The organism is Kocuria oceani (genome assembly GCF_029524215.1).
Taxonomy (GTDB): Bacteria; Actinomycetota; Actinomycetes; order Actinomycetales; family Micrococcaceae; genus Kocuria; species Kocuria oceani.
The window spans coordinates 179,623-203,207 of sequence record NZ_JARAMH010000004.1 but is presented as its reverse complement, the minus strand read 5'-3'; the positions used below and the strand labels follow the sequence as shown (position 1 = coordinate 203,207).

Annotated in this window: 22 protein-coding genes and 1 pseudogene; 12 read left to right on the top strand and 11 right to left on the bottom strand. The window is 74.0% G+C overall.

What is annotated here, in order from left to right; translation table 11 throughout:
• Window positions 1-12: 12 nt before the first annotated feature.
• Both PU704_RS06290 and nth read right to left on the bottom strand, forming a co-directional pair.
• The gene (locus PU704_RS06290; protein WP_082157331.1) at window positions 13-702 is read right to left on the bottom strand and encodes an NUDIX hydrolase; all 690 of its coding nucleotides are present in this window, start codon (window positions 700-702) and stop codon (window positions 13-15) included.
• A gap of 86 nt (window positions 703-788) precedes the next feature.
• Window positions 789-1,664, bottom strand: a complete 876-nt coding sequence (nth, locus tag PU704_RS06285) for an endonuclease III (RefSeq protein WP_277550689.1) — start codon at window positions 1,662-1,664, stop codon at window positions 789-791.
• A 174-nt stretch (window positions 1,665-1,838) separates the two neighbouring features.
• On the opposite strand from nth, the gene acs reads away from it, so the two are divergent.
• Both acs and aroQ read left to right on the top strand, forming a co-directional pair.
• Complete coding sequence (gene acs / locus PU704_RS06280; protein WP_277550688.1) at window positions 1,839-3,788, top strand: acetate--CoA ligase; 1,950 nt, start codon at window positions 1,839-1,841, stop codon at window positions 3,786-3,788.
• A gap of 122 nt (window positions 3,789-3,910) precedes the next feature.
• Window positions 3,911-4,360: a type II 3-dehydroquinate dehydratase gene (gene aroQ, locus PU704_RS06275; RefSeq protein ID WP_277550687.1), complete on the top strand. Its 450-nt coding sequence runs from the start codon at window positions 3,911-3,913 to the stop codon at window positions 4,358-4,360.
• Between the two features lie 4 nt (window positions 4,361-4,364).
• Here aroQ and PU704_RS06270 read toward each other — a convergent pair whose 3' ends face one another.
• Entirely contained in the window at window positions 4,365-5,537 is a 1,173-nt protein-coding gene (locus tag PU704_RS06270) for a MarP family serine protease (protein WP_277550686.1), read from the bottom strand.
• Between the two features lie 262 nt (window positions 5,538-5,799).
• Between PU704_RS06270 and PU704_RS06265 the strand changes: the two genes are divergently transcribed.
• The gene (locus PU704_RS06265) at window positions 5,800-6,477 is read left to right on the top strand and encodes a Crp/Fnr family transcriptional regulator (protein WP_047801914.1); all 678 of its coding nucleotides are present in this window, start codon (window positions 5,800-5,802) and stop codon (window positions 6,475-6,477) included.
• Between the two features lie 78 nt (window positions 6,478-6,555).
• On the opposite strand, the gene PU704_RS06260 is transcribed toward PU704_RS06265, so the two are convergent.
• From PU704_RS06260 to PU704_RS06250, 3 genes are read right to left on the bottom strand one after another with little or no spacing between them, the layout of a single operon-like run.
• Window positions 6,556-7,482 carry an NUDIX hydrolase gene (locus tag PU704_RS06260; protein ID WP_047801915.1) on the bottom strand — a complete coding sequence of 309 codons (927 nt, stop codon included), beginning with the start codon at window positions 7,480-7,482 and terminating at the stop codon, window positions 6,556-6,558.
• A complete protein-coding gene (locus PU704_RS06255; protein WP_047801916.1) occupies window positions 7,466-7,951 on the bottom strand; it encodes a RidA family protein in 486 nt (161 codons plus the stop codon). Before PU704_RS06255 ends, PU704_RS06260 begins: the two co-directional genes overlap by 17 nt.
• Window positions 7,952-7,991: 40 nt before the next feature.
• Window positions 7,992-8,186, bottom strand: a complete 195-nt coding sequence (locus PU704_RS06250) for a DUF4177 domain-containing protein (protein ID WP_047801917.1) — start codon at window positions 8,184-8,186, stop codon at window positions 7,992-7,994.
• A 91-nt stretch (window positions 8,187-8,277) separates the two neighbouring features.
• Here PU704_RS06250 and PU704_RS06245 point away from each other — a divergent pair, with 91 nt between their 5' ends.
• Window positions 8,278-10,434: a transglycosylase domain-containing protein gene (locus PU704_RS06245; protein WP_277550685.1), complete on the top strand. Its 2,157-nt coding sequence runs from the start codon at window positions 8,278-8,280 to the stop codon at window positions 10,432-10,434.
• A gap of 14 nt (window positions 10,435-10,448) precedes the next feature.
• Window positions 10,449-11,366: a metallophosphoesterase gene (locus tag PU704_RS06240; protein WP_277550684.1), complete on the top strand. Its 918-nt coding sequence runs from the start codon at window positions 10,449-10,451 to the stop codon at window positions 11,364-11,366.
• 146 nt (window positions 11,367-11,512) lie between these two features.
• Here the strand turns inward: PU704_RS06240 and PU704_RS06235 are convergent, their stop codons facing one another.
• Together PU704_RS06235 and PU704_RS06230 are read right to left on the bottom strand one after the other, a co-directional pair.
• The gene (locus PU704_RS06235) at window positions 11,513-12,085 is read right to left on the bottom strand and encodes an RBBP9/YdeN family alpha/beta hydrolase (protein ID WP_277550683.1); all 573 of its coding nucleotides are present in this window, start codon (window positions 12,083-12,085) and stop codon (window positions 11,513-11,515) included.
• Window positions 12,082-12,240 carry a hypothetical protein gene (locus PU704_RS06230; protein ID WP_170301020.1) on the bottom strand — a complete coding sequence of 53 codons (159 nt, stop codon included), beginning with the start codon at window positions 12,238-12,240 and terminating at the stop codon, window positions 12,082-12,084. Before PU704_RS06230 ends, PU704_RS06235 begins: the two co-directional genes overlap by 4 nt.
• Window positions 12,241-12,425: 185 nt before the next feature.
• Between PU704_RS06230 and PU704_RS06225 the strand changes: the two genes are divergently transcribed.
• From PU704_RS06225 to PU704_RS06210, 4 genes and pseudogenes are all read left to right on the top strand, one after another.
• Window positions 12,426-15,260: an FAD-binding and (Fe-S)-binding domain-containing protein gene (locus PU704_RS06225; RefSeq protein ID WP_277550682.1), complete on the top strand. Its 2,835-nt coding sequence runs from the start codon at window positions 12,426-12,428 to the stop codon at window positions 15,258-15,260.
• A gap of 55 nt (window positions 15,261-15,315) precedes the next feature.
• Window positions 15,316-15,732, top strand: a pseudogene (locus PU704_RS06220) (MarR family winged helix-turn-helix transcriptional regulator); the annotation flags it as partial.
• 190 nt (window positions 15,733-15,922) lie between these two features.
• On the top strand, window positions 15,923-16,345 hold the full coding sequence (locus tag PU704_RS06215; protein WP_062735092.1) for an organic hydroperoxide resistance protein: 423 nt from the start codon (window positions 15,923-15,925) through the stop codon (window positions 16,343-16,345).
• A 59-nt stretch (window positions 16,346-16,404) separates the two neighbouring features.
• Window positions 16,405-17,412 (top strand): NADP-dependent oxidoreductase, encoded by a 1,008-nt coding sequence (locus PU704_RS06210; protein ID WP_277550681.1) that lies wholly within the window; start codon window positions 16,405-16,407, stop codon window positions 17,410-17,412.
• On the opposite strand, the gene PU704_RS06205 is transcribed toward PU704_RS06210, so the two are convergent.
• The gene (locus tag PU704_RS06205; protein ID WP_277550680.1) at window positions 17,402-18,100 is read right to left on the bottom strand and encodes a haloacid dehalogenase type II; all 699 of its coding nucleotides are present in this window, start codon (window positions 18,098-18,100) and stop codon (window positions 17,402-17,404) included. The genes PU704_RS06210 and PU704_RS06205 overlap by 11 nt on opposite strands.
• Window positions 18,101-18,419: 319 nt before the next feature.
• Between PU704_RS06205 and PU704_RS06200 the strand changes: the two genes are divergently transcribed.
• From PU704_RS06200 to PU704_RS06190, 3 genes are read left to right on the top strand one after another with little or no spacing between them, the layout of a single operon-like run.
• On the top strand, window positions 18,420-18,845 hold the full coding sequence (locus PU704_RS06200) for a YybH family protein (protein ID WP_277550679.1): 426 nt from the start codon (window positions 18,420-18,422) through the stop codon (window positions 18,843-18,845).
• Window positions 18,842-20,305 carry a purine-cytosine permease family protein gene (locus tag PU704_RS06195; RefSeq protein WP_277550678.1) on the top strand — a complete coding sequence of 488 codons (1,464 nt, stop codon included), beginning with the start codon at window positions 18,842-18,844 and terminating at the stop codon, window positions 20,303-20,305. The genes PU704_RS06200 and PU704_RS06195 overlap by 4 nt, the downstream gene beginning before the upstream one ends.
• Window positions 20,292-20,981, top strand: coding sequence for a cyclase family protein (locus tag PU704_RS06190; RefSeq protein ID WP_277550677.1), 690 nt, complete (start codon window positions 20,292-20,294; stop codon window positions 20,979-20,981). The genes PU704_RS06195 and PU704_RS06190 overlap by 14 nt, the downstream gene beginning before the upstream one ends.
• Before the next feature lie 115 nt (window positions 20,982-21,096).
• Here the strand turns inward: PU704_RS06190 and PU704_RS06185 are convergent, their stop codons facing one another.
• Both PU704_RS06185 and PU704_RS06180 read right to left on the bottom strand, forming a co-directional pair.
• Window positions 21,097-21,828, bottom strand: a complete 732-nt coding sequence (locus tag PU704_RS06185; RefSeq protein WP_277550676.1) for an HAD family hydrolase — start codon at window positions 21,826-21,828, stop codon at window positions 21,097-21,099.
• Between the two features lie 168 nt (window positions 21,829-21,996).
• Complete coding sequence (locus PU704_RS06180) at window positions 21,997-23,565, bottom strand: M28 family peptidase (RefSeq protein ID WP_277550675.1); 1,569 nt, start codon at window positions 23,563-23,565, stop codon at window positions 21,997-21,999.
• Window positions 23,566-23,585: the final 20 nt, after the last annotated feature.

Below are 23,585 nucleotides of genomic sequence, written 5' to 3'. Positions count from 1 at the left end.
CCCCGGGACCTGCTAGAGCGGTGCCGGCAGGACCCGGTCGGTGTCCCACGGCACGGCCCAGCCGAGGGCGGTGAGCACCCGGTCCAGGAGCACGCCGGTGAACCCCCAGACGGTCACCCGGGCGTCGGTGCCGGCCACGGGCACCGCGAAGGCCGGCGAGCGGTAGGTCTGCCGGCCGCGCGTCACGGCTGCGTAGTGCCGGTTGGCCGGGTCGATCAGGTCCAGGACCGGCACGCGGAAGACCAGGGAGGACTCGGCGTGGTCGACGACGTCCACGGGCGAGACGTCCTGCCACCAGCCGAGCACCGGGGTGACGAGGTGGTTGGAGACCGGCAGCGGCACCGGGGCGAGGGCGCCGAGCACCTCCACGCCCCGCGGGTCGAGCCCCGTCTCCTCCTCGGCCTCGCGCAGGGCGGCGCGCACGTGGGCGCCGCTCACCCGGCCGCCGGGCACGGGGACCAGCTCGTGCGGGTCCCCGTCCTCGGGGTCGAGGCGGCCGCCGGGGAAGGCGACCTGCCCCGGGTGGGAGCGCAGGGTCGCGGCGCGCTGGACGAGCAGGACGTCCAGGTCGCGTCCCACCCCCTCCGCGTGCGCGCGGCTGCGGGAGGGAAGGTCGTCGAGCGCCCCGAAGAGGATGAGCACCGCGGAGCGCCGGTAGTTCTCGTCGATGCGCCCGATCCGCCACGGCTCGCGGTCCTCCATCCGCAGGCTGTGGCCGTTGCGGGCCACCCGCAGCAGGTCCCGGTAGGCGTGGCCCCGCGGTGCTCCCCCGGCGTCCTCGGCGGCGGTCACGAGCTCAGCGGCCAGCCGTCGGCCTGCAGCTCGGCCCGGGTGCGGCCGGCGAGGAACTGCCCCAGCAGCTCCTCCCGGCCGGGGGCGAACTCGTACTTGAGCAGCGACGCCGCCTCGGCGGTGTCCGTGGGGCCCTCGCCGTAGGACGGGCACAGGTCCGCGACGGGGCACACCCCGCACGCCGGGCGGCGGGAGTGGCAGATGCGGCGCCCGTGGTAGACGAGGCGCTGGGACAGGTCCGTCCAGTCGCGCGGCTCGAACAGCGCCGCGACGTCGCGCTCCACCTTGACCGGGTCCTCCTCGGCCGTCCAGCCGAAGCGGCGGGCCAGCCGGCCGAAGTGGGTGTCCACGGTGATCCCGGGCACCCCGAAGGCGTTGCCCAGCACCACGTTGGCGGTCTTGCGGCCCACGCCGGGCAGGGTGACCAGGTCCTCCAGTCGGCCGGGCACCTCGCCGTCGTGGTCGTCCACGATCTTCTGCGCCAGGGCCTGGATCGCCCGGGTCTTGGCCCGGTAGAAGCCCAGCGGCCGCACGATCTCCTGGACCTCGGCCTCGTCCGCCTCGGCGAGCGCCCGCGGCGTCGGACAGGCGGCGAACAGCCGGGGCGTGGTCGCGTTCACGCGCACGTCCGTGGTCTGCGCGGAGAGCACCGTGGCCACGAGCAGCTCGTAGGGCGAGCGGAAGTCCAGTTCGGCGACCGCGTAGGGGTAGGCCTCGGCGAGGACCGCGTTGATCCGCCGGGCCCGGCGCTTGAGCGACAGCGGTGACTCCGGCGTCCCGGTGCGGCGGCGGCGCGCCGCGCCGGCCCGCGCCTTCGCGGGGTCCACGAGGCGCAGGTGGGCGGGTGGGCGGGGCACGGCGGGTGGGACCATCCCTCGATTCTAGGCCGCTCCGGGGGCCCGGTTCCGTGACTCCTCACGGCGGGGCGTCTGTGGAACCGGGTGGGGTGATCGTCTAGGGTGACTCTGACACCATGTGAGCCGCGACACGGGCGTCCGGGGGCACCGGGGGTCCGTGCGGGGTGCGCCACGAGAAGGGAAGACCAGATGGCTTCGGACACCACGCCCGCCGAGACCCAGACCTTTGCCCCCAGCCCGGAGTTCACCGCCCAGGCCAACGCCGGCGCCGAGCTCTACGACCAGGCGGAGGCCGAGGGCGTCGATTTCTGGGCCCGTCAGGCCCGCGAGCTGCTGACCTGGAACAAGGACTTCACCGAGGTCCTCGACTGGTCCAACCCCCCGTTCGCCAAGTGGTTCCAGGACGGTACCCTCAACGCCTGCTACAACGCCGTGGACCGGCACGTGGAGGCCGGCAACGGGGACCGCGTGGCCATCCACTTCGAGGGCGAGCCGGGCGACAGCCGCAGCTACACCTACGCGCAGCTCAAGGACGAGGTGTCGAAGGCCGCCAACGCGATGGAGGGTCTGGGCGTGGTCAAGGGCGACCGCGTGGCCCTGTACCTGCCGATGATCGCCGAGGCCGTCATCTCGATGCTGGCCTGCGCGCGGATCGGCGCGATCCACTCCGTGGTATTCGGCGGCTTCTCCGCGGACGCGCTGCGCTCCCGCGTCGAGGACGGGCAGGCGAAGCTGGTGGTCACCGCGGACGGTTCCTTCCGCCGCGGGAAGCCATCCATGCTCAAGCCCGCCGTCGACGAGGCCCTCTCCGAGGGCGCGTCCTCCGTGGAGCACGTCCTCGTGGTGCGCCGCAACGAGGCCGAGGTCGAGATGACCGAGGGCCGGGACGTGTGGTGGCACGACGCCGTCGGCTCGGCCTCGACCGAGCACACCCCGGCCGAGCAGGGCGCCGAGGACCCGCTGTTCGTGCTCTACACCTCGGGCACCACCGGCAAGCCCAAGGGCATCATGCACACCACGGGCGGCTACCTCACCCAGGGTGCGTTCACGCACAAGTACGTCTTCGACCTCAAGCCGGAGACCGACGTCTACTGGTGCACCGCCGACGTCGGGTGGGTCACCGGCCACTCCTACGTGGCCTACGCGCCCCTGGTCAACGGCTCCACCCAGGTCATCTACGAGGGCACCCCGGACTCCCCGCACCGCGGCAGGTTCTGGGAGATCGTGCAGAAGTACGGGGTGACCATCATGTACACCTCCCCCACCGCGATCCGCACCATGATGAAGTGGGGCGAGGAGATCCCGGGCGAGTACGACCTCTCCTCGCTGCGCGTGCTCGGCACCGTGGGCGAGGCCATCAACCCGGAGGCGTGGACCTGGTTCCACCGGGTCATCGGCGGCGGGCGCTGCCCGATCGTGGACACCTGGTGGCAGACCGAGACCGGCGCCATCATGATCTCCCAGCTGCCCGGCGTGACCGTGGCCAAGCCGGGCTCGGCGCAGGTGCCCATGCCCGGCATCAAGGTGGACGTCGTGGACGACAACGGGCAGCCGGTGCCCGACGGGACCTCCGGGTTCCTGGTGCTGCGCGAGCCGTGGCCGTCGATGCTGCGCACCATCTGGGGCGACGACGACCGCTACGTGGACACCTACTGGTCCCGGTTCGGGGACATGTACTTCGCCGGTGACGGCGCCAAGCGCGACGAGGACGGGGACGTCTGGATCCTGGGCCGGGTGGACGACGTGATGAACGTCTCCGGGCACCGCCTCTCCACCCCCGAGATCGAGTCCGCGCTCGTCTCCCACCCCTCCGTGGCGGAGGCCGCGGTGGTGGGCGCCACGGACGAGACCACCGGGCAGGCCGTGATCGCCTTCGTGATCCTCTCCGACCAGGCCGACGCCGAGGGCCGGGACAAGGCGGAGCTCGCCGAGGAGATGCGCGCCCACGTGGGCAAGGAGATCTCCCCGATCGCCAAGCCGAAGAAGGTCCTGATCGTGCCCGAGCTCCCGAAGACCCGCTCCGGGAAGATCATGCGCCGCCTGCTCAAGGACGTCGCCGAGGACCGGGAGGTCGGCGACGTCTCGACGCTCGCGGACCAGACGGTGATGCAGCAGATCGTGGACTCGCTGGCCAAGTAGTCCCGCCCGGGACTCCCACCCGGGACTCCCGCACCGGACCGCGGCGCCCCCTCGCCCCTGCCGCGCGAGGGGGCGCCGCCACGTCCGGGGACCGGTGCGCCCGGGGTGAGAGGATGCGGGGCATGACCACCACGCGCAGACCGATCTACGTCCTCAACGGCCCGAACCTCAACCTGCTCGGCACCCGGCGCCCGGAGGTGTACGGCACCACGACGCTCGCCGACGTGGAGCAGAACGTGCGTGCCCGGGCCGCGGCCGGCGGGTGGGAGGTGGAGTTCCGCCAGACCAACCACGAGGGCGTCCTGGTGGACCAGATCCACGAGGCCCGGACCGCGGGCGCGGCCATCGTCATCAACCCCGCGGCGTACACCCACACCTCGGTCGCGATCCACGACGCGCTCGAGGCGGCGGAGCTGCCCGTGGTCGAGGTGCACCTGTCCAACGTGCACCGGCGCGAGCCGTTCCGGCACACCTCCTACGTGTCCCTGCAGGCGGACGCGGTGATCGCCGGCGCGGGCGCCCTCGGCTACGAGCTGGCCGTCGAGCACCTGCTGCGCACCCTGGAGGGCTGATCCCTCACGCCGCGCACGTGCCCGGCACGAGCGCCTCGGTCCGGCCCGCGGCCCGGTCCAGGGCGCCGCGCAGCTCGGCCAGGGTGAGGGCGTAGCCGACCTGCCCCTCGAGGGCCTTGGCGAAGACCACCCCGACCACCGTCCCGTCCTGTGCCACCAGCGGACCGCCCGAGTTGCCCTGCTGCACCTCACCGGCCAGCTGGATGATCTCCATGGTCGCGGGGGCGGCGCCGTCGCCGGGCACCGGGGCCAGGGCGGCGCCCTGGACGGTGGCGGGCCCGACGGCGAAGGGCCCGCCCAGGGGGTAGCCCATGAACGCGACGAGGTCCCCCGGCGCGGGGTCCTGCCCGAGTGCCAGGCCCGGCACCTGCAGGCCCGGGGCGGAGAGCACGGCGAGGTCCGCGTCCGGGTCGTAGTGCACGACCGAGGCGGTGTGCACCCGCCCGTCCCGGGTCTGCACGACGGGCTCGGTGACCCCGGCGACGACGTGGGCGTTGGTCACCACCTGACCGGGGGCCGTCGCGAATCCGGAGCCGGTCTGGTTCTGCCGGCACTCGTCCGCGGTGCCGTACACCTTCAGCACGGACTCACCGGCCTGCTCCTGCGCCGGTGTCGCCGCGCCGGCCGCGGGGGCCTCCGCGGCCGGGAACAGCAGGGCGTCCAGCTGCCGGATGCCGGTGGCCCCGCCCACGGCGTCCCGCGCCTCGGTCACCACCTCGCGGACCGGGGCGGGGGTGCGCTCGTCGATGGTGCGCAGCACCACGGAGGAGGCCACCTGCTGGGAGACCGAGGGGATGCCGAGCTGGCCCACGAGCGAGGCGAGCAGCGAGAGCACCAGCGCGGCCACGGTCACGTCCAGGGCCGCCCCGGCGATCCGGTTCAGCAGCCCCAGGCGCATCCGCTCCGTCACCGCGGACAGGGCGCGGCCGAGCATCCCGCCGAGCATCTGGCCCGCGATCAGCAGCACGAGCACCGTGGCCAGCACGGCGCCCACCCGGTACTGGGCGTCGACCTGCGCGCTGACCCACGGCGCGGCGGTGAACGCCGCCACGGCGCCCAGCACGAGGCCGGCCAGCGAGAACAGGGAGTTGAAGAACCCGCGGCTGAACCCGTAGAAGAGATAGCCCAGCAGCACCACGACCAGCAGGACGTCGAGCAGGTTGAAGGACGGAGACATCGGGTTCCTCTGGGTGTTCGGGGTGTTCTGGGGGCCGGGGCCCGGGAGCGAGCCACCAGCATAGGGACCCCGGCTGTGAGATTCGTAGGGCTCGTCCGTCCCCGTCCCCGGCCCGCCACGCCCGTCCTTGGGAATCGCGCGCCGGAGACACTACAGTGAACGTCAGGTACGTTAGGTCGCTCACACGCAGGTGCGGGCGACCCCCGCTGACATCGGCCGCCGCGGGCCACGGCTCGACGGCGGCGTTACTCTGAGGAGAACCATGGATATCGACGTCCTCCGCCGCGCGCCCCTGTTCGCGTCCCTGGACGACCAGGCGTTCGCCGCCCTGACCGAGGAGCTCACCGAGGTCGACCTCTCGCGCGGCTCCACGCTCTTCCACGAGGGCGATCCGGGCGACCAGCTGTACTTCATCGTCTCGGGCAAGATCAAGCTCGGGCGGACCGCCGCGGACGGACGCGAGAGCCTCGTGGCCATCATGGGCCCGGGCGAGCTGTTCGGCGAGATGGCCCTGTTCGACCCGAGCCCGCGCTCCACCTCCGCCACCGCCGTGTCCGAGACGCGCCTGGCCGGGCTCAAGCACGAGAACCTCAAGAAGGTCATCGAGCGCTCCCCGGACGTGTCCGCGCAGCTGCTCCAGGCCCTGGCCCGCCGGCTGCGGCGCACCAACGAGAGCCTCGCCGACCTCGTCTTCTCGGACGTGCCCGGCCGCGTGGCCAAGGCCCTCCTGGACCTGGCCGACCGCTTCGGCCGCCCGGCCACGGACGGCATCCTCGTGGCGCACGAGCTGACGCAGGAGGAGCTGGCCCAGCTCGTGGGCGCCTCCCGGGAGACCGTCAACAAGGCGCTGGCCGAGTTCGTCCAGCGCGGCTGGATCCGGCTGGAGGCCCGCGCCGTGGTGATCCTGGACCTGCAGCGGCTCAAGCAGCGCAGCCGCTGAGCCCGCCCGAACGGACACGGCCCGGTCACCCTCGAGGGTGACCGGGCCGTGTCCGTTCCCGGCGATCGGGCCGGCGGCTCAGGACCAGTCGAGGCGCAGCACCGGGCGGCCGTCCCGGACCTCGAGCACCGGGTTGCGGGTCACCACGGGCCGCTTCCGGGCGAGGAAGGCGATGGCCGAGGAGCACTCGGCGACCGACTCCAGCACGCACTGGACCCCCGGCGAGGACAGGTCTCCGACCGAGCGGCCCACGGTGTCCTCCTGGCCCACCAGGTCCCCGAGCCGGCTGCCCACCGGGTCCGAGACGACCTCGGCGGCCTCCACCCACCGGCCCCAGACGCCCTTGGACTGCAGCGGCACGGGGACCTGACCGTCGGGGACGACCGCGGTGAAGTAGTGGATGTCGTAGCGGCGGTGGGCGAAGTCCGAGGTGACCCAGTGCGCCAGGGGCCGCAGCAGGTCCGTGCGCAGCACGAGCCGGCGGCGGCCGAGCACCTGGGCCAGGGACACGTCCCCGACCGCCAGCGCCTCGCGCGAGCTCATCCACTCCGCGCCCTCCGCGGACTCCACCGTGCTCATCGGGTCCGCGCCGGCCAGCAGCACGCCGGCCTCCTCGAACGCGTGGCGCGCCGCGGCGACCACGGCGCGCCGGGCGCGGCTGACGTCCCCATCCATGCCCAGCCGGCGCGCCCACTCCGTGGGCGCGGGGCCGGTCCAGTCCAGGGGCTCGTCGTCGTGGGCCTCCACGGGCCCGCCGGGGAAGCCCACGGTGCCGAGCGGCGAGTTGCCCGGCCGGTAGGTGAGGTACGTCTCCACTCCGTGCTCCCCGTCGCGGACGAACACCACCGCCGAGGCCGGTGTCGGGGTGCTGCCGGGGATGCCGGAGCCGCGCTCCACCCAGGCCTCGGCGGCCCCGCGCTGGCGCTCCGGGACCTCGAAGTACCGCACCTGCGGCGCCCGCCCCCGCCGGGGGGCGCCGCCCGGGGGCTCAGCGGAACTCTGCAACGAGCTCCACCTCGACCGGCGAGTCGAGCGGCAGGACCGCGACGCCCACCGCGGAGCGGGCGTGCACCCCGGCGTCGCCGAAGATCCGGCCCAGGAGCTCGGAGGCGCCGTTGATCACCGCGGGCTGCCCGGTGAAGTCCGGGGCGGAGGCGACGAAGCCCACGACCTTGACGATGCGCACCACCCGGTCCAGGTCCCCCACCGCGTCCTTGACCGCGGCGACGGCGTTGAGCGCGGCCCGGGCCGCGAGCTCGTGCGCCTCCTCCGGGGAGACGGTGCCGGGGTCCCCGGACGAGGAGACCTTGCCGGTCGCGGGCAGCTCGCCGCCCACGAAGGGCAGCTGGCCCGAGGTGTGCACCCAGGAGCCGGTGACCACGGCGGGCACGTACGCGGCCACGGGGGCCGCGACCGCCGGCAGCTCGAGGCCGAGCTCGGCCAGACGGGCGTCGACGAGGGATGGGTTGCTCATGGATTCCTCCGCGGATCTCTGGTGCCGTGGTGTCCGGCCGTCAGCCCTTGGGGCGCTTGAAGTAGGCGATGGGGTTGGTCTGCACCGGGGCGGTCATGTTGCCCGCCGGGACGTCGGCCGGCGTGGAGCCCGGCAGCACGGTGACGAGCTCCCACCCGTCGTCACCCCAGTTGTCGAGGATCTGCTTGGTGGCGTGGATCATGAGCGGCACGGTGGCGTATTCCCAGGTAGTCATGGGCCCAGCGTAGCCAGGAACGGCGGGACGTGCTCCGCGGTGACGGCCCGTCCACCGGTTCCGGCCAGGTTCGCACTTGTAGACTGTCCCAATGGCTTCCCGCAAGAACTCTGCCGCGCAGTCACCGTCGGCCCTAGGCAACGTCGTGGCGTTCATCGCCACCAGCATCGTTGCCGGCATCGTGGCCGCCGGTCTCCTGGTCCCGCCCGCAGCCGCCGCGGGCCTCGCCGCCAACGCCTCGATCGGGTGGTTCAAGGACCTCCCGGCCCAGATGGAGGCCGGGCCGATGTCCCGCGCCTCCACGGTCGTGGCCCGCGACGGGACCGAGATCGCCTCGTTCTACGCGCAGAACCGCACCCCCGTCCCGCTGGAGCAGATCTCCCCGCACATGCGGGACGCGATCCTGGCCATCGAGGACCGGGACTTCTACGAGCACGGCGGCGTGGACCTCGGCGGCATCGCCCGGGCGCTGGGCAACAACATCATCCGCCCGGACGCGCGCCAGGGCGCCTCGACGATCACGCAGCAGTACGTGAACAACCTGATCATCGACTCCCAGGTCCGCGCCGGCGAGGAGGCCACGACCATCGGCGCCGACAAGGGCTACGCGGACAAGATCAAGGAGATCAAGCTCGCCCTGTCCATGGAGCAGGAGCTGTCCAAGGACCAGATCCTCGAGGGCTACCTCAACATGGTCCTCTTCGGCGGACAGAACTACGGCGTGGAGGCCGCCGCCCAGTACTACTGGGGCGTCCCGGCCGCGGAGCTGAGCATCTCCCAGTCCGCGGTCCTGGCCGGCATGGTGCAGTCCCCCAACTACTACGATCCCGCCGCCAACCCCGAGGCGGCCACGGAGCGGCGCAACATCGTGCTCGACACGATGCTGGGCACCGGGGCGATCACCGAGGCGGAGCACGCGGCCGCCGCGGCCGAGCCCATCCAGCTGGACCTGAACCCCACGAACTCCGGGTGCACGGCCGCGGAGATCGCCCCCTACTTCTGCGACTACGTCCAGAACCTCATCCTGCAGGACCCGGCGTTCGGCGAGACTCCCGAGGAGCGGCTCAAGACCCTGCAGCTGGGCGGGCTCACGATCACCACCACCCTCGACGTCGAGGCCCAGCGCAGCGCCGAGGAGGCGGTCAACGAGACGCAGCCGCGCGACGACAACCCGGACAACGTCTCCACCGCGCTCGTGTCCCTCGAGCCCACCAACGGCGACATCGTGGCCATGGCGCAGAACACGTACTACTCCGGCGAGGAGGGCGACTCCAACACCACGTACAACTTCAACGTGGACCGCGCGATGGGCGGGGCCGGCGGCTTCCAGGTGGGCTCGACCTACAAGCCCCTGACCTACGCCACGTGGCTCGACGCCGGCAACGGGGCCGAGGACCTCCTGGACGCCACGCAGACCCGGTGGCCGGCGGACCACCGGTGGAAGGCCTCCTGCCTGGAGCGCGGCTACAAGATCGAGCCCGGCAACAACGGCGAGGGCTTCGAGATCCAGAACGCCGAACCCGGCTACACCCGGGAGATGGAGGCCGACTTCGGCCTGTACAACTCCATCAACACCGCCATCTACGCGATGGCCGAGGACCTGGACCTGTGCCACATCGGGGAGATCTCCGACGCCCTGGGCATCCACGACGGCAAGGCGGGCGAGCCCGTGGACACCACGGTCCTGTCCGCCCTGCTGGGCGGCTCCGTGGACATCTCCCCGATGACCATGGCCCGGGCCTACTCCGCCTTCGCCAACCGCGGCGAGATGTGCGAGCCGCGCGCCCTGGAGAAGGTCGTGGACTACACCGGCCGGGAGTACGACATCCCCGAGACCTCCTGCGAGCAGGTCATCGACGAGGACGTCGCCGACGGCGTCAACTACGCCCTGAACCAGACCCTGATCCGCGGCTCGGGCTGGCAGCGGGAGATCGACCTGCCGGGGGCCTCCGCCGCCAAGACGGGCACCACCGACAACTCGACCCAGACCTGGATGGTCGGCTACACCAAGGGCCTGGCCACCGCCTCGTGGGTCGGCAACTACGAGTTCGGCTCCCGCTCCCTCAACGGGCTGTCCATCGGCGGCGAGCGCACCGAGGGCGACGACTGGGTGGACGGCTCCACCTACGCCGGCGGCCAGTGGCAGCGCTTCATGCGCGAGGTGGCCCGCGACTACGACACCGGCAAGTTCGAGGAGCCCTCCGAGCGGGTCCTCAAGGGCCGCAACGGCACCTCGCGGCCGGGCTGACCCCGGTCCGCCGGATGAGCACCGCGAACACCGCCCACGCCGCCCCGGCCCTGCGCGCGGCCGCCGCCGCCGCAGGGGCCGGCGCCGCCGCGGCGGCGTGCCTCGGGGCGTGGGGCGTCGTCGTCGAGCGCCGCCGCTTCCAGCTGCGCACCGAACGGCTGCGGCTGCTGCCCGCGGGCAGCCCGCCGCTGCGCCTCCTGCACCTGTCCGACCTGCACGTGTGGCCCGGACAGCGGTCGGTGCGGGAGTTCGTGCACTCCCTGGCGGAGCTGGAGCCCGACCTGGTGGTGGACACCGGGGACAACCTCTCCCACCCCGAGGCGCTGCCCTGGCTGCTGGAGATCCTGGAGCCGCTCCTGCGCTTCCCCGGCGCCTACGTCCCCGGGTCCAACTGCTACTTCGCGCCGCGGCCGAAGAACCCGTTGCGCTACCTGTGGCGGGACACCTCCGGCGAGACCCGGGACGAGGCCCCCCGGCTGCCCACCCAGGCGATGCACGACGCCTTCGACGCCGCCGGCTGGACCCCGCTGATCAACCGCTCCGCCCGGATGGAGGTCGCCGGCCTGCGCCTGGACCTGTCCGGGGTGGACGACCCCCACCTGGGCTACGACCGGCACCCCGGCTTCGGGGCGCCCGGGACGGCGGACCTGCGCCTCGGGGTGGCCCACGCCCCCTACCTGCGGACCCTGGACCGCTTCGCCGCCGACGGTGCGGACCTGGTGCTCGCCGGCCACACGCACGGCGGACAGGTCTGCCTGCCGGGCGGGCGCGCCCTGGTGAGCAACTGCGATCTCGAACCGGAGCGGTGCAAGGGCCTGATCACCCAGGGCGGCGTCCCGGTCAACATCTCGGCGGGCCTGGGCACCTCCCGCTTCGCGCCCGTCCGGCTGTTCTGCCCGCCGGAGGCCGTGCTGCTGACGCTCACCGACTGACCCCACCGGCTGACCCCCGCGGACCGGCCCGGACCGGCTGACCCCCACCGGCGGACGCCCACCGGCGGACCTTCGCCCGCCGACCTCCGCCCGCCGGCCGTTGCCGGCCGGGACTCCCCGTCCGGCCCGCCACGGCGGGCGTGCGCTCAGCGCGGCGCGAGGGCGTCCAGGACGGCGGGCAGCCGCGTGATCCCGTCCCGGCCGCGGAAGTGCCCGGCCCCGGGCACCACCTGCAGCTCGGCGTCCAGCCGCGCCGCGAGGGCGTCGGTCGCGGCCTGCGGCACCGTGGGGTCGTCGTCGGAGCGGAGCACCAGCCGGCGCCGCACGTTGGCGCGCACCGCGGCGACGTCCACGTCCTCGGCGAGGAACGCGTCGAGGGACGGCTCGCTCTCGAGCGGGCCGGTGAAGCCGGCCACGAGCACGAGTCCGCCCAGCGCCCAGGGCTGCGGCAGGCCGGCGAGGTGGCGCAGGATCGTGATGCAGCCCAGGCTGTGGCCGACCAGGTGGGTGTGCTCGTCGGGCTCCCCCACCGCCCGCGCCACGGCGGCCTGCCACGCCGCGGATTCCGGCGCGGAGGGCTCGGGCAGCTCCAGGACCTCGGCGCGCACGCCGTCGGCGACCAGCGCCGCCCGCAGCCACGGGAACCAGTGCTGGTCGGGGGCGGCGTCGTAGCCGTGCACCACCACGACGGTGCGCACGGCCGGGCCCGGAGCGGTCATCCGGAGATCTCGGGCACGGCCACGATGATCCGGTGGTTGGAGCGGTCGCAGAGGTACATCTCCTCGGTGCCGTCGGGCACCGGTCCGCCCTCGGGCCACTGGTCCTCGGGGATCTGGCGCAGCGGTCCTCCGCAGGACGGGCAGATGGGGTCCATGGTCGTCTCCTCCAGGGTCGGGTCGCGGGCCCGGGTGCCCGTGGGGCGAGCTTCCCGCAAATCGGCGCCGGTCACAACCGCCCGCGCGCAACGGCCCGACGCGGATGCCCCGCCACCGCCCCTGTGGTCCTACCATGGGCTGTGGCACGCGCCACACCGGCTGCCCCGACCCCCGGAGGACCCCCATGACCGTCGCCGACCACCGCCCCGTCGCCACCGGGGCACTGCTGGAGGACCTGCGGACCTGGTGCGGCCGGGACGCGGTGGTGGACTCGGAGCTCGAGCACCGCGCACTGGCCCACGACGCCTCGCACTACCTGCTGCAGCCGGCCGCGGTGGTCCGCCCCCGCTCGGCCGCGGACATGGGCAACCTCTTCCGGACGGTGTCCCGGCACGGGCTGGGTCTGACCTTCCGCTCCGGCGGCACGTCCCTGTCCGGGCAGGCGGTGACCGACCAGGTGCTCGTGGACGTGCGCCGGAACTTCCGGGACGTGGAGGTGCTCGACGGCGGCCGGCGCGTGCGGGTGCAGCCGGGGGCCACGGTGCGCCAGGTCAACGCCCGGCTGGCGCCCTACGGGCACAAGCTGGGCCCGGACCCGGCCAGCGAGGCGGCGTGCACGATCGGCGGCGTGGTGGCGAACAACTCCTCCGGCATGGCCTGCGGGACCCGGGCCAACACGTACCGCACGCTCGAGTCCATGGTGGTCGTGCTGCCCTCCGGGACCACCGTGGACACCGCCGCACCGGACGCGGACGCCCGCCTGCGGGCGCTGGAGCCCGCGCTGCACGCGGGGCTGCTGCGGCTGCGCGACCGGGTCCGGGCCGACCCGGCGTCGGTGCGCACGATCGAGCAGCAGTTCTCGATGAAGAACACCATGGGCTACGGCCTCAACTCGTTCCTGGACCACGACGAGCCGGTCCGGATCCTGGAGCACCTGCTGATCGGCAGCGAGGGCACGCTGGGGTTCGTGGCACGGGCGGTCTTCCGCACGGTGCCGATCCTCCCGTTCGCCTCGACCGGGCTGCTGGTGTTCCCGGACCTGGCCTCGGCCACCCGCACGGTCCCCGCCCTCGTGGGAACGCACTCGGCCACCGTGGAGCTGCTGGACGCCACGTCCCTGAAGGTCTCCCAGCGCACGGGTCTGGCGCCCGCGCAGATCATGGACGTGGCCGTGGACGAGCACGCGGCGCTGCTCGTGGAGTACCAGGGCGCCACGCCGGAGGAGGAGCGGGAGCTCTCCGCCGCGGCCTCCGGGCTCTTCCGCTCCCTGGACCTGGCCGCGCCGGCCGCCCTGACCGACGACCCCGCCGCCCGGGCCGCCCTGTGGACGGTGCGCAAGGGCCTCTACACCACGGTGGCGGGCAACCGGCCGAGCGGGTCCAACGCGCTGCTGGAGGACGTCGTGGTCCCCGTGCCCGAGCTGGGCGAGACGTGCGAGCAGCTCACCGCGCTCTTCGACGCCCACGGCTACCGGGACTCGGTGATCTTCGGCCACGCCAAGGACGGCAACGTCCACTTCATGCTCAACGAGCAGTTCGACCGCCCGGACCTGCTGGCCCGCTACGAGCGCTTCACCCAGGACATGGTCGCCCTCGTCCTGGACCACCGGGGGTCCCTCAAGGCCGAGCACGGGACCGGGCGCAACATGGCCCCGTTCGTGCGCCGCCAGTACGGCGACGAGCTCTACGACGTGATGGTCCAGCTCAAGCGGCTGGTGGACCCGGCGGGGCTGCTCAACCCCGGGGTGCTGCTCAACGAGGACCCCGCGGTGTACGTGCGCGACCTCAAGACCGCGCCCACGGTGGAGCAGGAGGTGGACCGGTGCGTGGAGTGCGGCTACTGCGAGCCGGTGTGCCCGTCCAAGGACATCACCCTCACCCCGCGCCAGCGGATCGTGGGCCGGCGGGAGATCGCCGCCGCCGAGGAGCGCGGGGACGCGGCGCTCGCCGCGCGGCTGCGCGCCGAGTACGACTACGAGGGCCTGCAGACGTGCGCGGTGGACGGGATGTGCGTGACCGCCTGCCCGGTGCTGATCAACACGGGCGACCTCGTGCGCCGGCTGCGGGCGGAGAACCACAGCCGGGTGGCGGACGCCGGCTGGGGCGCCGCCGCGAGGGCCTGGGGCGCGACGACGACGGGGGCGGGGCTCGGCCTGACCGCCGCGAAGGCCCTGCCCACCGCGCTGCCGGCCGCCGCGACCGCCGCGGCCCGGGCGGTGCTCGGCGCCGAGCACGTCCCGCAGTACAAGGACGAGCTGCCCGCGGGCGGCCCCGCCCGGCCGCGCCGGCAGGACGCGGGCGCGGAGGCGGTGTTCTTCCCCGCGTGCATCAACACCATGTTCGGGCCCCCGGACGGCGAGGGCCCGACGGCGTCCGAGGCCTTCCTGGCGCTGTGCGACCGCGCGGGAGTGCGCGTCACCGTCCCGGAGGGCATCGGCAGCCTGTGCTGCGGCACGCCGTGGAAGTCGAAGGGCCTGCCCAGCGGCTGGGCCACGATGTCGCAGCGCACCCTCGCCGCGCTGTGGGAGGCCTCCGGGCAGGGCGCGCTGCCGGTGGTCTGCGACGCCGCGTCCTGCACCGAGGGCCTGGAGACCATGGCGGAGCTCGCGGCGGCCTCGAGCGAGTACCACGCCCTGCGGTTCGTGGACGCGGTGGAGTTCGTCGCCGACCGGGTGCTGGGAAGGCTGCGGGTGACCCGGCCCGTGGGCTCCATGGCGCTGCACCCCACCTGCTCCAGCGTGCACCTGGGCGTCACCGGGGCCTTCGAGACGATCGCGCGGGCGATCAGCGAGGACGTGGTCGTGCCGAAGGCCTGGGGCTGCTGCGCCTACGCCGGGGACCGCGGCATGCTGCACCCGGAGTTCACCGCCTCGGCCACGGCGGCCGAGGCGCGGGAGGTCAACCAGCGCCGCTTCGACGCCTACGCCTCCCTGAACCGCACGTGCGAGCAGGGAATGACGGAGGCCACCGGGCACGCCTACCGGCACGTCCTGGAGCACCTGGAGGCGGCGACCCACTGAACCGGCCCGCCCACACTAGGTTGTGCGCAATTGAGTTGTGTGCAACCATGAGCGCATGGATGCAGACCTCCGGCTCGACGCGCAGCTGTGCTTCGCGCTCTACGCGGCCTCCCGGGCCACGACCGCGGCCTACCGCGAGCCGCTGGCGGAGCTCGGGCTGACCTATCCGCAGTACCTGGCGCTGCTGGCGCTGTGGGAGCAGGACGGGCAGACCGTCACCGAACTGGGCTCCCGCCTGCGCCTGGACAGCGGCACGCTCTCCCCGCTGCTGAAGCGGATGGAGACCGGCGGGCTGCTGGAGCGCCGGCGGGGCCGTGCGGACGAGCGCCGCGTCACCGTGCACCTCACCGCGGCCGGCGACCGGCTGCGCGAGCGCGCCCCGGACGTGCAGCGCCGCGTCCTGGAGGTCTCCGGGCTCACCCCGGAGGAGATGGCCACCCTGCACCGGCTGGCCCGGCGGATCGGCGCGGCCGGCCCCGGAGCCGCCGCGTCAGGGGCCGCCGAGCCAGGAGCCGAAGGCCCCCGGGCCACCGCCCCGGACTCCCCTGTGCCCGGGATCGTCCCGGCCCCGTCCACTCCGCTCGCCACCCAGCACACCAGCGAGCGGACCGCCCGGCACCCCACCCAGTACCCCGATCAGCACCCCACCGAGGAGTAAACCCATGCAGACCGTCTACACCGCCGAAGCCCTCGCCACCGGCGCCGGCCGCAACGGCCGCACCCGCACCAGCGACGGCCGGATCGACCTGGGCCTGGCCGTCCCGCAGGAGATGGGCGGCTCCGGCGACGGCACGAACCCCGAGCAGCTCTTCGCCGCCGGGTACGCCGCGTGCTTCCACTCCGCGCTCCAGCTCGTCGCCCGGCAGCAGAAGGTCGACCTGGGCGACTCCAGCGTCGGGGCCCGGGTGGGCATCGGCGCCGACGGCCAGGGCGGCTTCGCCCTGCAGGTCGCCCTCGAGGTCGTCCTGCCGGACCTCGACGAGGAGACGGCCCGGGCGCTGGCCGAGAAGGCGCACCAGGTCTGCCCGTACTCCAACGCCACGCGCGGCAACATCGACGTCGTCGTCGACGTCGCCCAGGACTGACCCGCACCGCCTCTGACGCGGCCCCGCACCCCACCGACCGATCGACGATGGAGCACCGAATGACGCAGCCCACCCGCACCCGCCGGATCACCCTGGCCTCCCGCCCGCAGGGCGCCCCCGTGCCGGAGAACTTCCGGCTCGAGGAGATCGAGCTGCCCGAGCCCGGCCCCGGCCAGGTCCTGGTCGCCAACCGCTGGATGTCCGTGGACCCGTACATGCGCGGACGGATGAACGACGTGAAGTCCTACGTCCCGCCGTTCCAGGTGGACCAGCCCCTCGACGGCGGGGCCGTGGGCGAGGTCATCGCCTCGGACGCCCCGGAGCTGTCGGTGGGGGCCACCGTGCTGCACGGCGCCGGCTGGCGCGAGCACGCCCTGCTGGACGCCGGGGCCGTCACCGTGGTGGACCCGGAGCTGGCCCCGGAGTCCGCCTACCTGGGCGTCCTCGGGATGCCCGGCCTCACCGCGTACGCGGGCCTCATGGGCGCCGCGCGGTTCCAGCCCGGGGACACGGTGTTCGTCTCCGGCGCCGCCGGGGCCGTGGGCTCGCTGGTCGGGCAGATCGCCCGGCTCAGCGGCGCCGCCCGCGTGATCGGCAGCGCCGGCTCCCCGGAGAAGGTGCAGCGGCTGCTGGAGCTCGGCTTCGACGCCGCGTTCGACTACCACGACGGCCCCGTGCTCGACCGGCTGCGCGAGGCGGCGCCCGAGGGCATCGACGTCTACTTCGACAACGTGGGCGGCGAGCACCTCGAGGCGGCGATCTCCGTGCTGAACACCCGGGGCCGGGTGTGCCTGTGCGGGGCGATCTCGCAGTACAACGCCACCGAGCCGCCGGCGGCGCCGCGCAACCTGGCGCTGGCGATCGGCAAGATGCTGAGCCTGCAGGGCTTCCTGGTCGGCGGCTGGCAGGACATGGCCCCGGAGTTCCGCGAGCGGATGGCCGGCTGGCTGGCCTCCGGGGAGATCGTCTGGGACCAGACCGTGCGGGAGGGCCTCGAGGACGCCCCGCAGGCGTTCATCGACCTGCTCGCCGGTGCGAACACCGGCAAGATGGTGGTCAGGCTCTGAGACCCACGGCGTCGCCGCACAGCCGTGCGGCGAGCTCGCGCACCCCGGACACCCTGAGGTCCGGGGTGCGCGCGTATCCCGGCCACGGCGCGCCGTGCCGGTCCGTCCACACGGTGCGCATCCCGGCCCGGGCCGCGCCGTGCAGGTCCCAGGGGCTCGCCGCGATCATCAGGGCACGCTCCAGCGGCAGGCCCCAGACGCCGCTCGCCCAGGCGTAGGCCTCCGGGGCGGGCTTCCAGCACGGGGCGTCGTCGGCGGAGAGGACGTGCTCGAAGTGCTGGCGCACTCCTCCGCGCTCGAGCAGGCCCTCCGCGGTGGCCTCGGAGCCGTTGGTGAGGGCCACGATCCGGAAGCCCGCCTCGGCCAGGGTCGCGATGCCGGGGGCGACGTCCGGGTGCACGGGCAGGCGCTGCATCCCCTCCCGGACGTGGCGCACGGCCTCCTCCACCTCCCGGTCCGGGGCGTGGACGGCGAACAGGGAGCGGGCGACGGCCTCGCCCAGGACCGCGAAGGGCTGCGACTCGCCGTGCACGGCCAGCGCGAAGCCCTCCCGCAGCACCCCGCTCAGCCAGGTCTGCGCGAGCGGGCCGGGCAGTCCGAGCTCCTCGAAGACACCGTGCAGCGGGCCGGTGTCGGAGAGCGTCTCGTTGATGTCGAACACGAGGACCGGTCTCTGGTCGGCGGTCATGCCTGCCCCCCTCGCCCTGCGGCACTCCCCGGTGGCGCTCCCCTGCGGAGCCCGTGCTGCCCGTGATGGCCGTGGTGCCCACAGGATACGGGCGTCCCCGTGGTCCCGCCGTGGAGTGCGCGTCATGAACCGGTTGACAGAGTGGTGGTCATCACAACAAACTAGGGCAACATTTGTTGCCCCCTGGGCATCAAATCCGAGAACCCCCGGGGACCCCGCCGCCAGGCCGGGGTCCCCGGTTCCACCACGACACGCCGGCAGGATCTCCCGCCACGAAATCCGCCGGGATGTCCCAGCACGACGATGCGGAGCGCGGACCATGCCAGCTGCCCTGACCGAGGACGACGTCGTCCGAGCCGCCGGCGCGCTCGTCGCGGCGTTCGCCGCCACCGACACGGAGGCGTACTTCGCGGCCTTCGCCGAGGACGCCACGTTCGTCTTCCACACGGAGCCCCACCGGCTGGAGGACCGCGCGGCCTACGAGGCGCTGTGGCGCTCGTGGCTGGACGCCGGGTGGCGGGTGCTCGAGTGCCGCAGCACCGCCGCCCGGGTCCAGGTGCTGGGCTCCGTGGGGGTCTTCACCCACGACGTCCGCGCCACGGTCCGCACCCCGGACGGCCCGGAGACCACGCACGAGCGGGAGACCGTCGTCTTCGCCCGCCGGGACTCCGGGGCGCTCCTCGCCGTCCACGAGCACCTCTCCCCCGCCGCCCTGCCCACCACCAGCGCCCAGGAGGGCCGATGAGCTCCCACCCCGCACCCACCGACCGCGCCCCCGGCACCCGGTCCTCCGCCTCCCCCTGGGCCCGTCTGTCGAACCACCTCGACGAGAACACCGACGGCTACGGGCCCCTGCGCGGCACGCTGCCCACCGGGCGGATCACCATGATCTGGCTCGCGGCGAACCTCGTGGTCACCACCCTGCTCACCGGCACCCTCTTCGTGCCCGGTGTCCCCTGGGCCACCGCCCTGGGCCTGATCCTGCTGGGCACCCTGCTGGGCGGGGCCGTGCTGGTGCTGGTGGGCAACATGGGCACCCGCACCGGCCTGCCCACCATGGCGCTGACCAAGGGCGCGTTCGGGCTGCGCGGCTCGTTCCTGCCGGTCGCGGCCAACGTGGTGGTGCTGATGGGCTGGAGCTGGGTGCAGGCGATGCTCGCCGGTGTCACGGTCAACCACGTGGTGGCCCAGGCCACCGGCTTCTCCAGCCCCGTACTGTTCTCCGTGCTGGCCCAGCTCGTGGTGGTGGGCCTGGCCATCTTCGGCCACTCCGGCATCGCCCGGGTCGAGCCGTGGCTGGCCCTGGTGATCCTGGCGATCATGGCGTGGATCTTCGTCGTCGCGTTCACGACCCACCCGGTCGGGGACTTCCTGGCACTGTCCGCGGACCCGGCCGCCGGCTGGACCGCCGTGTCGGTGCTGGACGTCGTGATCGCCACCGCGATCTCCTGGACCGTGCTCTCCGCCGAGTTCAACCGCCTGGCCCGGACCCAGACCGCCGGCGTGGTCGGCTCGGCGGTCGGCTACACGCTGTCCACCACCCTCGCCATGACCCTGGGCGCCACCGCGATCGCCTGGGTGGTCCTCGAGGGCGGCGAGGCCGTCCCGTTCGACCCCACCGTGATCGTCGAGGCGTTCGGCGCCCCGCTGGCCGTGGTCGTGTTCCTGTCCGTGATGGCCACCAACACGATGGTCGTCTACGGCATGGTCTCCTCGGTGGTGAACATGGTCCCGTCCTCGCGGATCCGGTTCCTGCCCACCGCGCTGGTGCTCGGCGCGATCTCCGTGGTGGGCGCCACCTGGCTGGGCCTGCTGGACCAGTTCACCGCGTTTCTCACCGTCATCGGGGCGCTCTTCGTGCCCGTCTTCGCGGTGATGCTGGCGGACTACTACGTGGTCCACAAGGGCTCCTACGACGCCGACATCCTGCGCGGTCGCGGCGGGAAGTACTGGTACCGCGGCGGGGTGAACCCGGCCGCCGTGCTGACCTGGGCCCTGGGCGCGGTCTTCTCGCTGCTGCTCACCTACGTGCTGGCCAGCCCCGTGGGGGCGACCATCCCCACGTTCGTGATCTCCTTCGTGCTCTACCTCGCGTGGGCCGCGGCGGCCCGCCGGATCCGCACGGACCGGCCCGTCTCGCAGCACCTGGCCGACAGCGCCCCCGGGGGCGACGCCGAGCCGGAGGCCACCGGTGCGCGTCGTTGACCTGAGCCACCCGGTGCGCACCGGGATGCAGGTCTTCCCGGGCGATCCGCACGTGCGCACGCGCACCGCGGCGACCGTGGCCCAGGACGGCTTCCGCGTCGCGGAGCTGCACCTCGGCACCCACTCCGGCACGCACGTGGACGCCCCCTCGCACACGGTGGAGGGCGGCGCCGACGTCGACGCCCTGGAGCTGTCCTCGCTCGTGGGCCCGGCCCGCGTCGTCGACGTCCCGGGCTGCGCCCCCGGCCGGATGGTCCGCTGGGCGGACGTGGCCGGACAGCTCGAGCGGCTCGCGCCGGGGACGATCGTGCTCTTCCGCACCGGCTGGTCGGCGCACTTCGGCACCGAGCGCTACCTCGAGCACCCGGTCCTGGACCCGGAGATCGCCCGCCGCCTGGTCGCGGCCGGGGTGCGCACCCTCGGGGTGGACACCCTCAACCCGGACCCCACGCCCACCGCGGACGCCACCGACCCGGTGGCGCTGCCCGTGCACGAGGTGGTGCTCGGGGCGGGCGGGGCGATCGTGGAGAACCTCACCGGGCTGGCGGCCGTGCACCGCCCCGGGGCCGTGTTCGCGGCCCTGCCGCTGCGCCTGGCCGGGCTGGACGGCTCCCCGGTGCGGGCGGTGGCGATGTGGCCGGACGCGGCCGAGGACGGGGACCCGGCGGGCCGCTGAAGCGACCCGTTGAACCGTGCCGTTGAACCGTGCCGTTGAACCGCGCCGTTGAACTGAGCCGCCGAGCCGGGCCGCCGCGCGGGAGCCCCGAGGGCGGTCGCGCCCCCGGCCGCGCTCAGCCGGCGGCGAGGCGGCCCAGCGGGCTGGTCTCGAAGTCCTCGAGCAGGGCCTGCGGATCCGCGTAGACGGCCACGGCCCCCGCCTCCCGCAGCTCGGTCTCGCTGATCCCGCCGCTGGTCACGCACACGGCGTCGAGCCCGAGCTTCCACGCCGACTCGACGTCCCAGCGGGCGTCCCCCACCACGATCGCGTGCTCCGGGCGCAGGTCCCCGGCCTCCAGGGCCGCGGCGAAGATGTCCGGGGCGGGCTTGCTCTGCTCGGCGTCGGTGGCAGTGGTCACGGCGGTGAGCACGTCGTCGGAGCCCAGGGCCTCGCGCATGGCGGCGACCTCGGTGACGTTCGACGACGACGCCAGCACCACCACGAGGCCGGCATCGGTGCAGCGGCGCAGCAGCTCCGTGGCCCCGCGGGTGGGCTTGAGGCCCGGCCAGTGCACGGAGAACAGGGCGCCGTGGGCGGCACCGATGGCGTCGTCCTGGTCGGTGTCCCGGTCGGCGGGGAGCAGCTCGTCGATCAGCTGCTCCGAGCCCATCCCGATGAGCCGGTGGATGCGGTGCATGGGCACGTCGTGCCCGGCCTGGTTGAAGGCGTGCCACCAGGCGACGGTGTGCAGGTAGCTGGAGTCGATGAGGGTGCCGTCGACGTCGAACAGGACGCCGCGCCGGGCCGGTGCGGCGGAGTCGGCGGAGGATGCAGCGGAGGAGTCGGGGGTCCGGGGAGCAGTCATGGCCTCACCCTTCCACCCGGGGGCCGGGCGGGCAACGGGCGGCGGCGCGCGGGCGGGGCTCCGCGCGTCCCGGACCGCCCGAACGGACGGGAGACCGCGCCGACGCCCCCGCGGACAGCACGGCCGTGCGGACCGGCCACCGGGCGGCCGCAGCCCGGCCCTGTCCGGTCACAGCGCCGGCAGCTCCTCGACGGCGCTGCGCGGGCCCTGGCCCTGGTCCGCGGTGGCCGGGCCGAGCGGGAGCTCGCGGGCTCCCTGCCGGCCGCCGGCGCCGTCGACCTCCTCGGTCGAGGCCGCGAAGCGCGAGACCACGGCGGCCGCCGCGTCCGTCATCTCGCCCAGGCCCCGGCGGTCGACGTTGGCGAGGTCGTCGCACGCTGCGTGGTAGCAGAAGTCGTAGGCGACTCCTGCCCGGCCGCCGAACAGCGCGGCCTGTTCGACCGTCTTGATCCCCTCGGCGCCCGTGAAGAGGCCGCCGGAGGGGATGCCCTCGGCGACGAACGGCCCGTAGTCGCTGCGGCCGCTGAACTCCGTCTCGCCGGAGGCCAGGCCCGCGGAGCCGAAGTGCTCGTGGAAGGCCGCCTCGATCGCGGCGGAGCCCTCCGGGGCCGTCACCGGGCCTTCGGGACCCGGCACGGGCGGGAACGCGGAGTGGTCGCCGTCGTAGACGAAGCGTCCGTAGTTCGGGGAGCCGATCATGTCGAAGTTCAGGTACAGCGCGATGTCCTCGAGCGCCCCCGGATCGTTCGCCCTGAGGTCCGCGACGTAGTGCTGGGACCCGCGCAGACCGAACTCCTCCGCGCCCCACCAGGCGAAGCGCACGGAGTTGGCGGTCTCCGTGCCCGCGAGGGCCTCGGCGATCGCCAGGATCCCCGCGGAGCCCGAGCCGTTGTCGTTGATCCCCGCCCCCTCGGGGACGCTGTCCAGGTGGGCGCCGACCATCACGGTGTTCCCGGGATCGCCCGCGCCCGTCTCGGCGAGGACGTTGAAGCTCTGCCTCGTCTCGGAGACGGTGTGCGCCGACACGATCACCTCGCCCCCGCCCAGCAGCGCGGTCCCGGCCGCGTAGCTGAGGCCGACGACGGGCACGGTGGCAGCCCCGGGCTCGCCGAGGGTGCCGGCGACCACGCCCTCCTCACCGGGCAGGCCGGTGTTGAAGATCAGCACGGCCGAGGCGCCGGCGGCCTGCGCGTTGGCCGCCTTCACCCCGAAGGGGCACGTGCCGCGCTGGAGCAGCGCCACGTTCCCTGCCGTGAAACCGGCGAAGTCCTCCGCCTCGCACCCGCTGCTGCCCGCCCCCGGGGCGCCGGTGGTGTCCACGGGCTGGACGGGAGCGGTCACCGTGCCGGAACCGGAGTAGACCATGACGGCCGTCTCCGTCGCGGGCAGCAGCACCGGCGCGCCGTCGGGGCCCTGACGTGCGACCGTCGTGGGGACGACCTCCTGGAAGAACGGGAAGGAGAAGGCCTGGACCCGCGGGGAGTAGCCGGCGGCCCGCAGCCGGCCGACCACGTAGTCCACGCTCCCCCGGTAGCCGGGCGTGCCCGAGGCGCGGGTGCCGCCGTTGGCGTGCGCGACGGCCTGGAGGACCTCGAGGTGCTCCAGGACCTGGTCCGTGGAGACCTCGATGCCCGCCCCGTTCTCCGGCGGCGCGGCGACGGCGCTCGGCGCGGTGAGCGACACGGCGCCGGCCAGCGCGGCGGCCACGGCCCGGTGACGGTGTGTGCGGTGCGGCATGGGTCCTCCCGGGGCCAGTG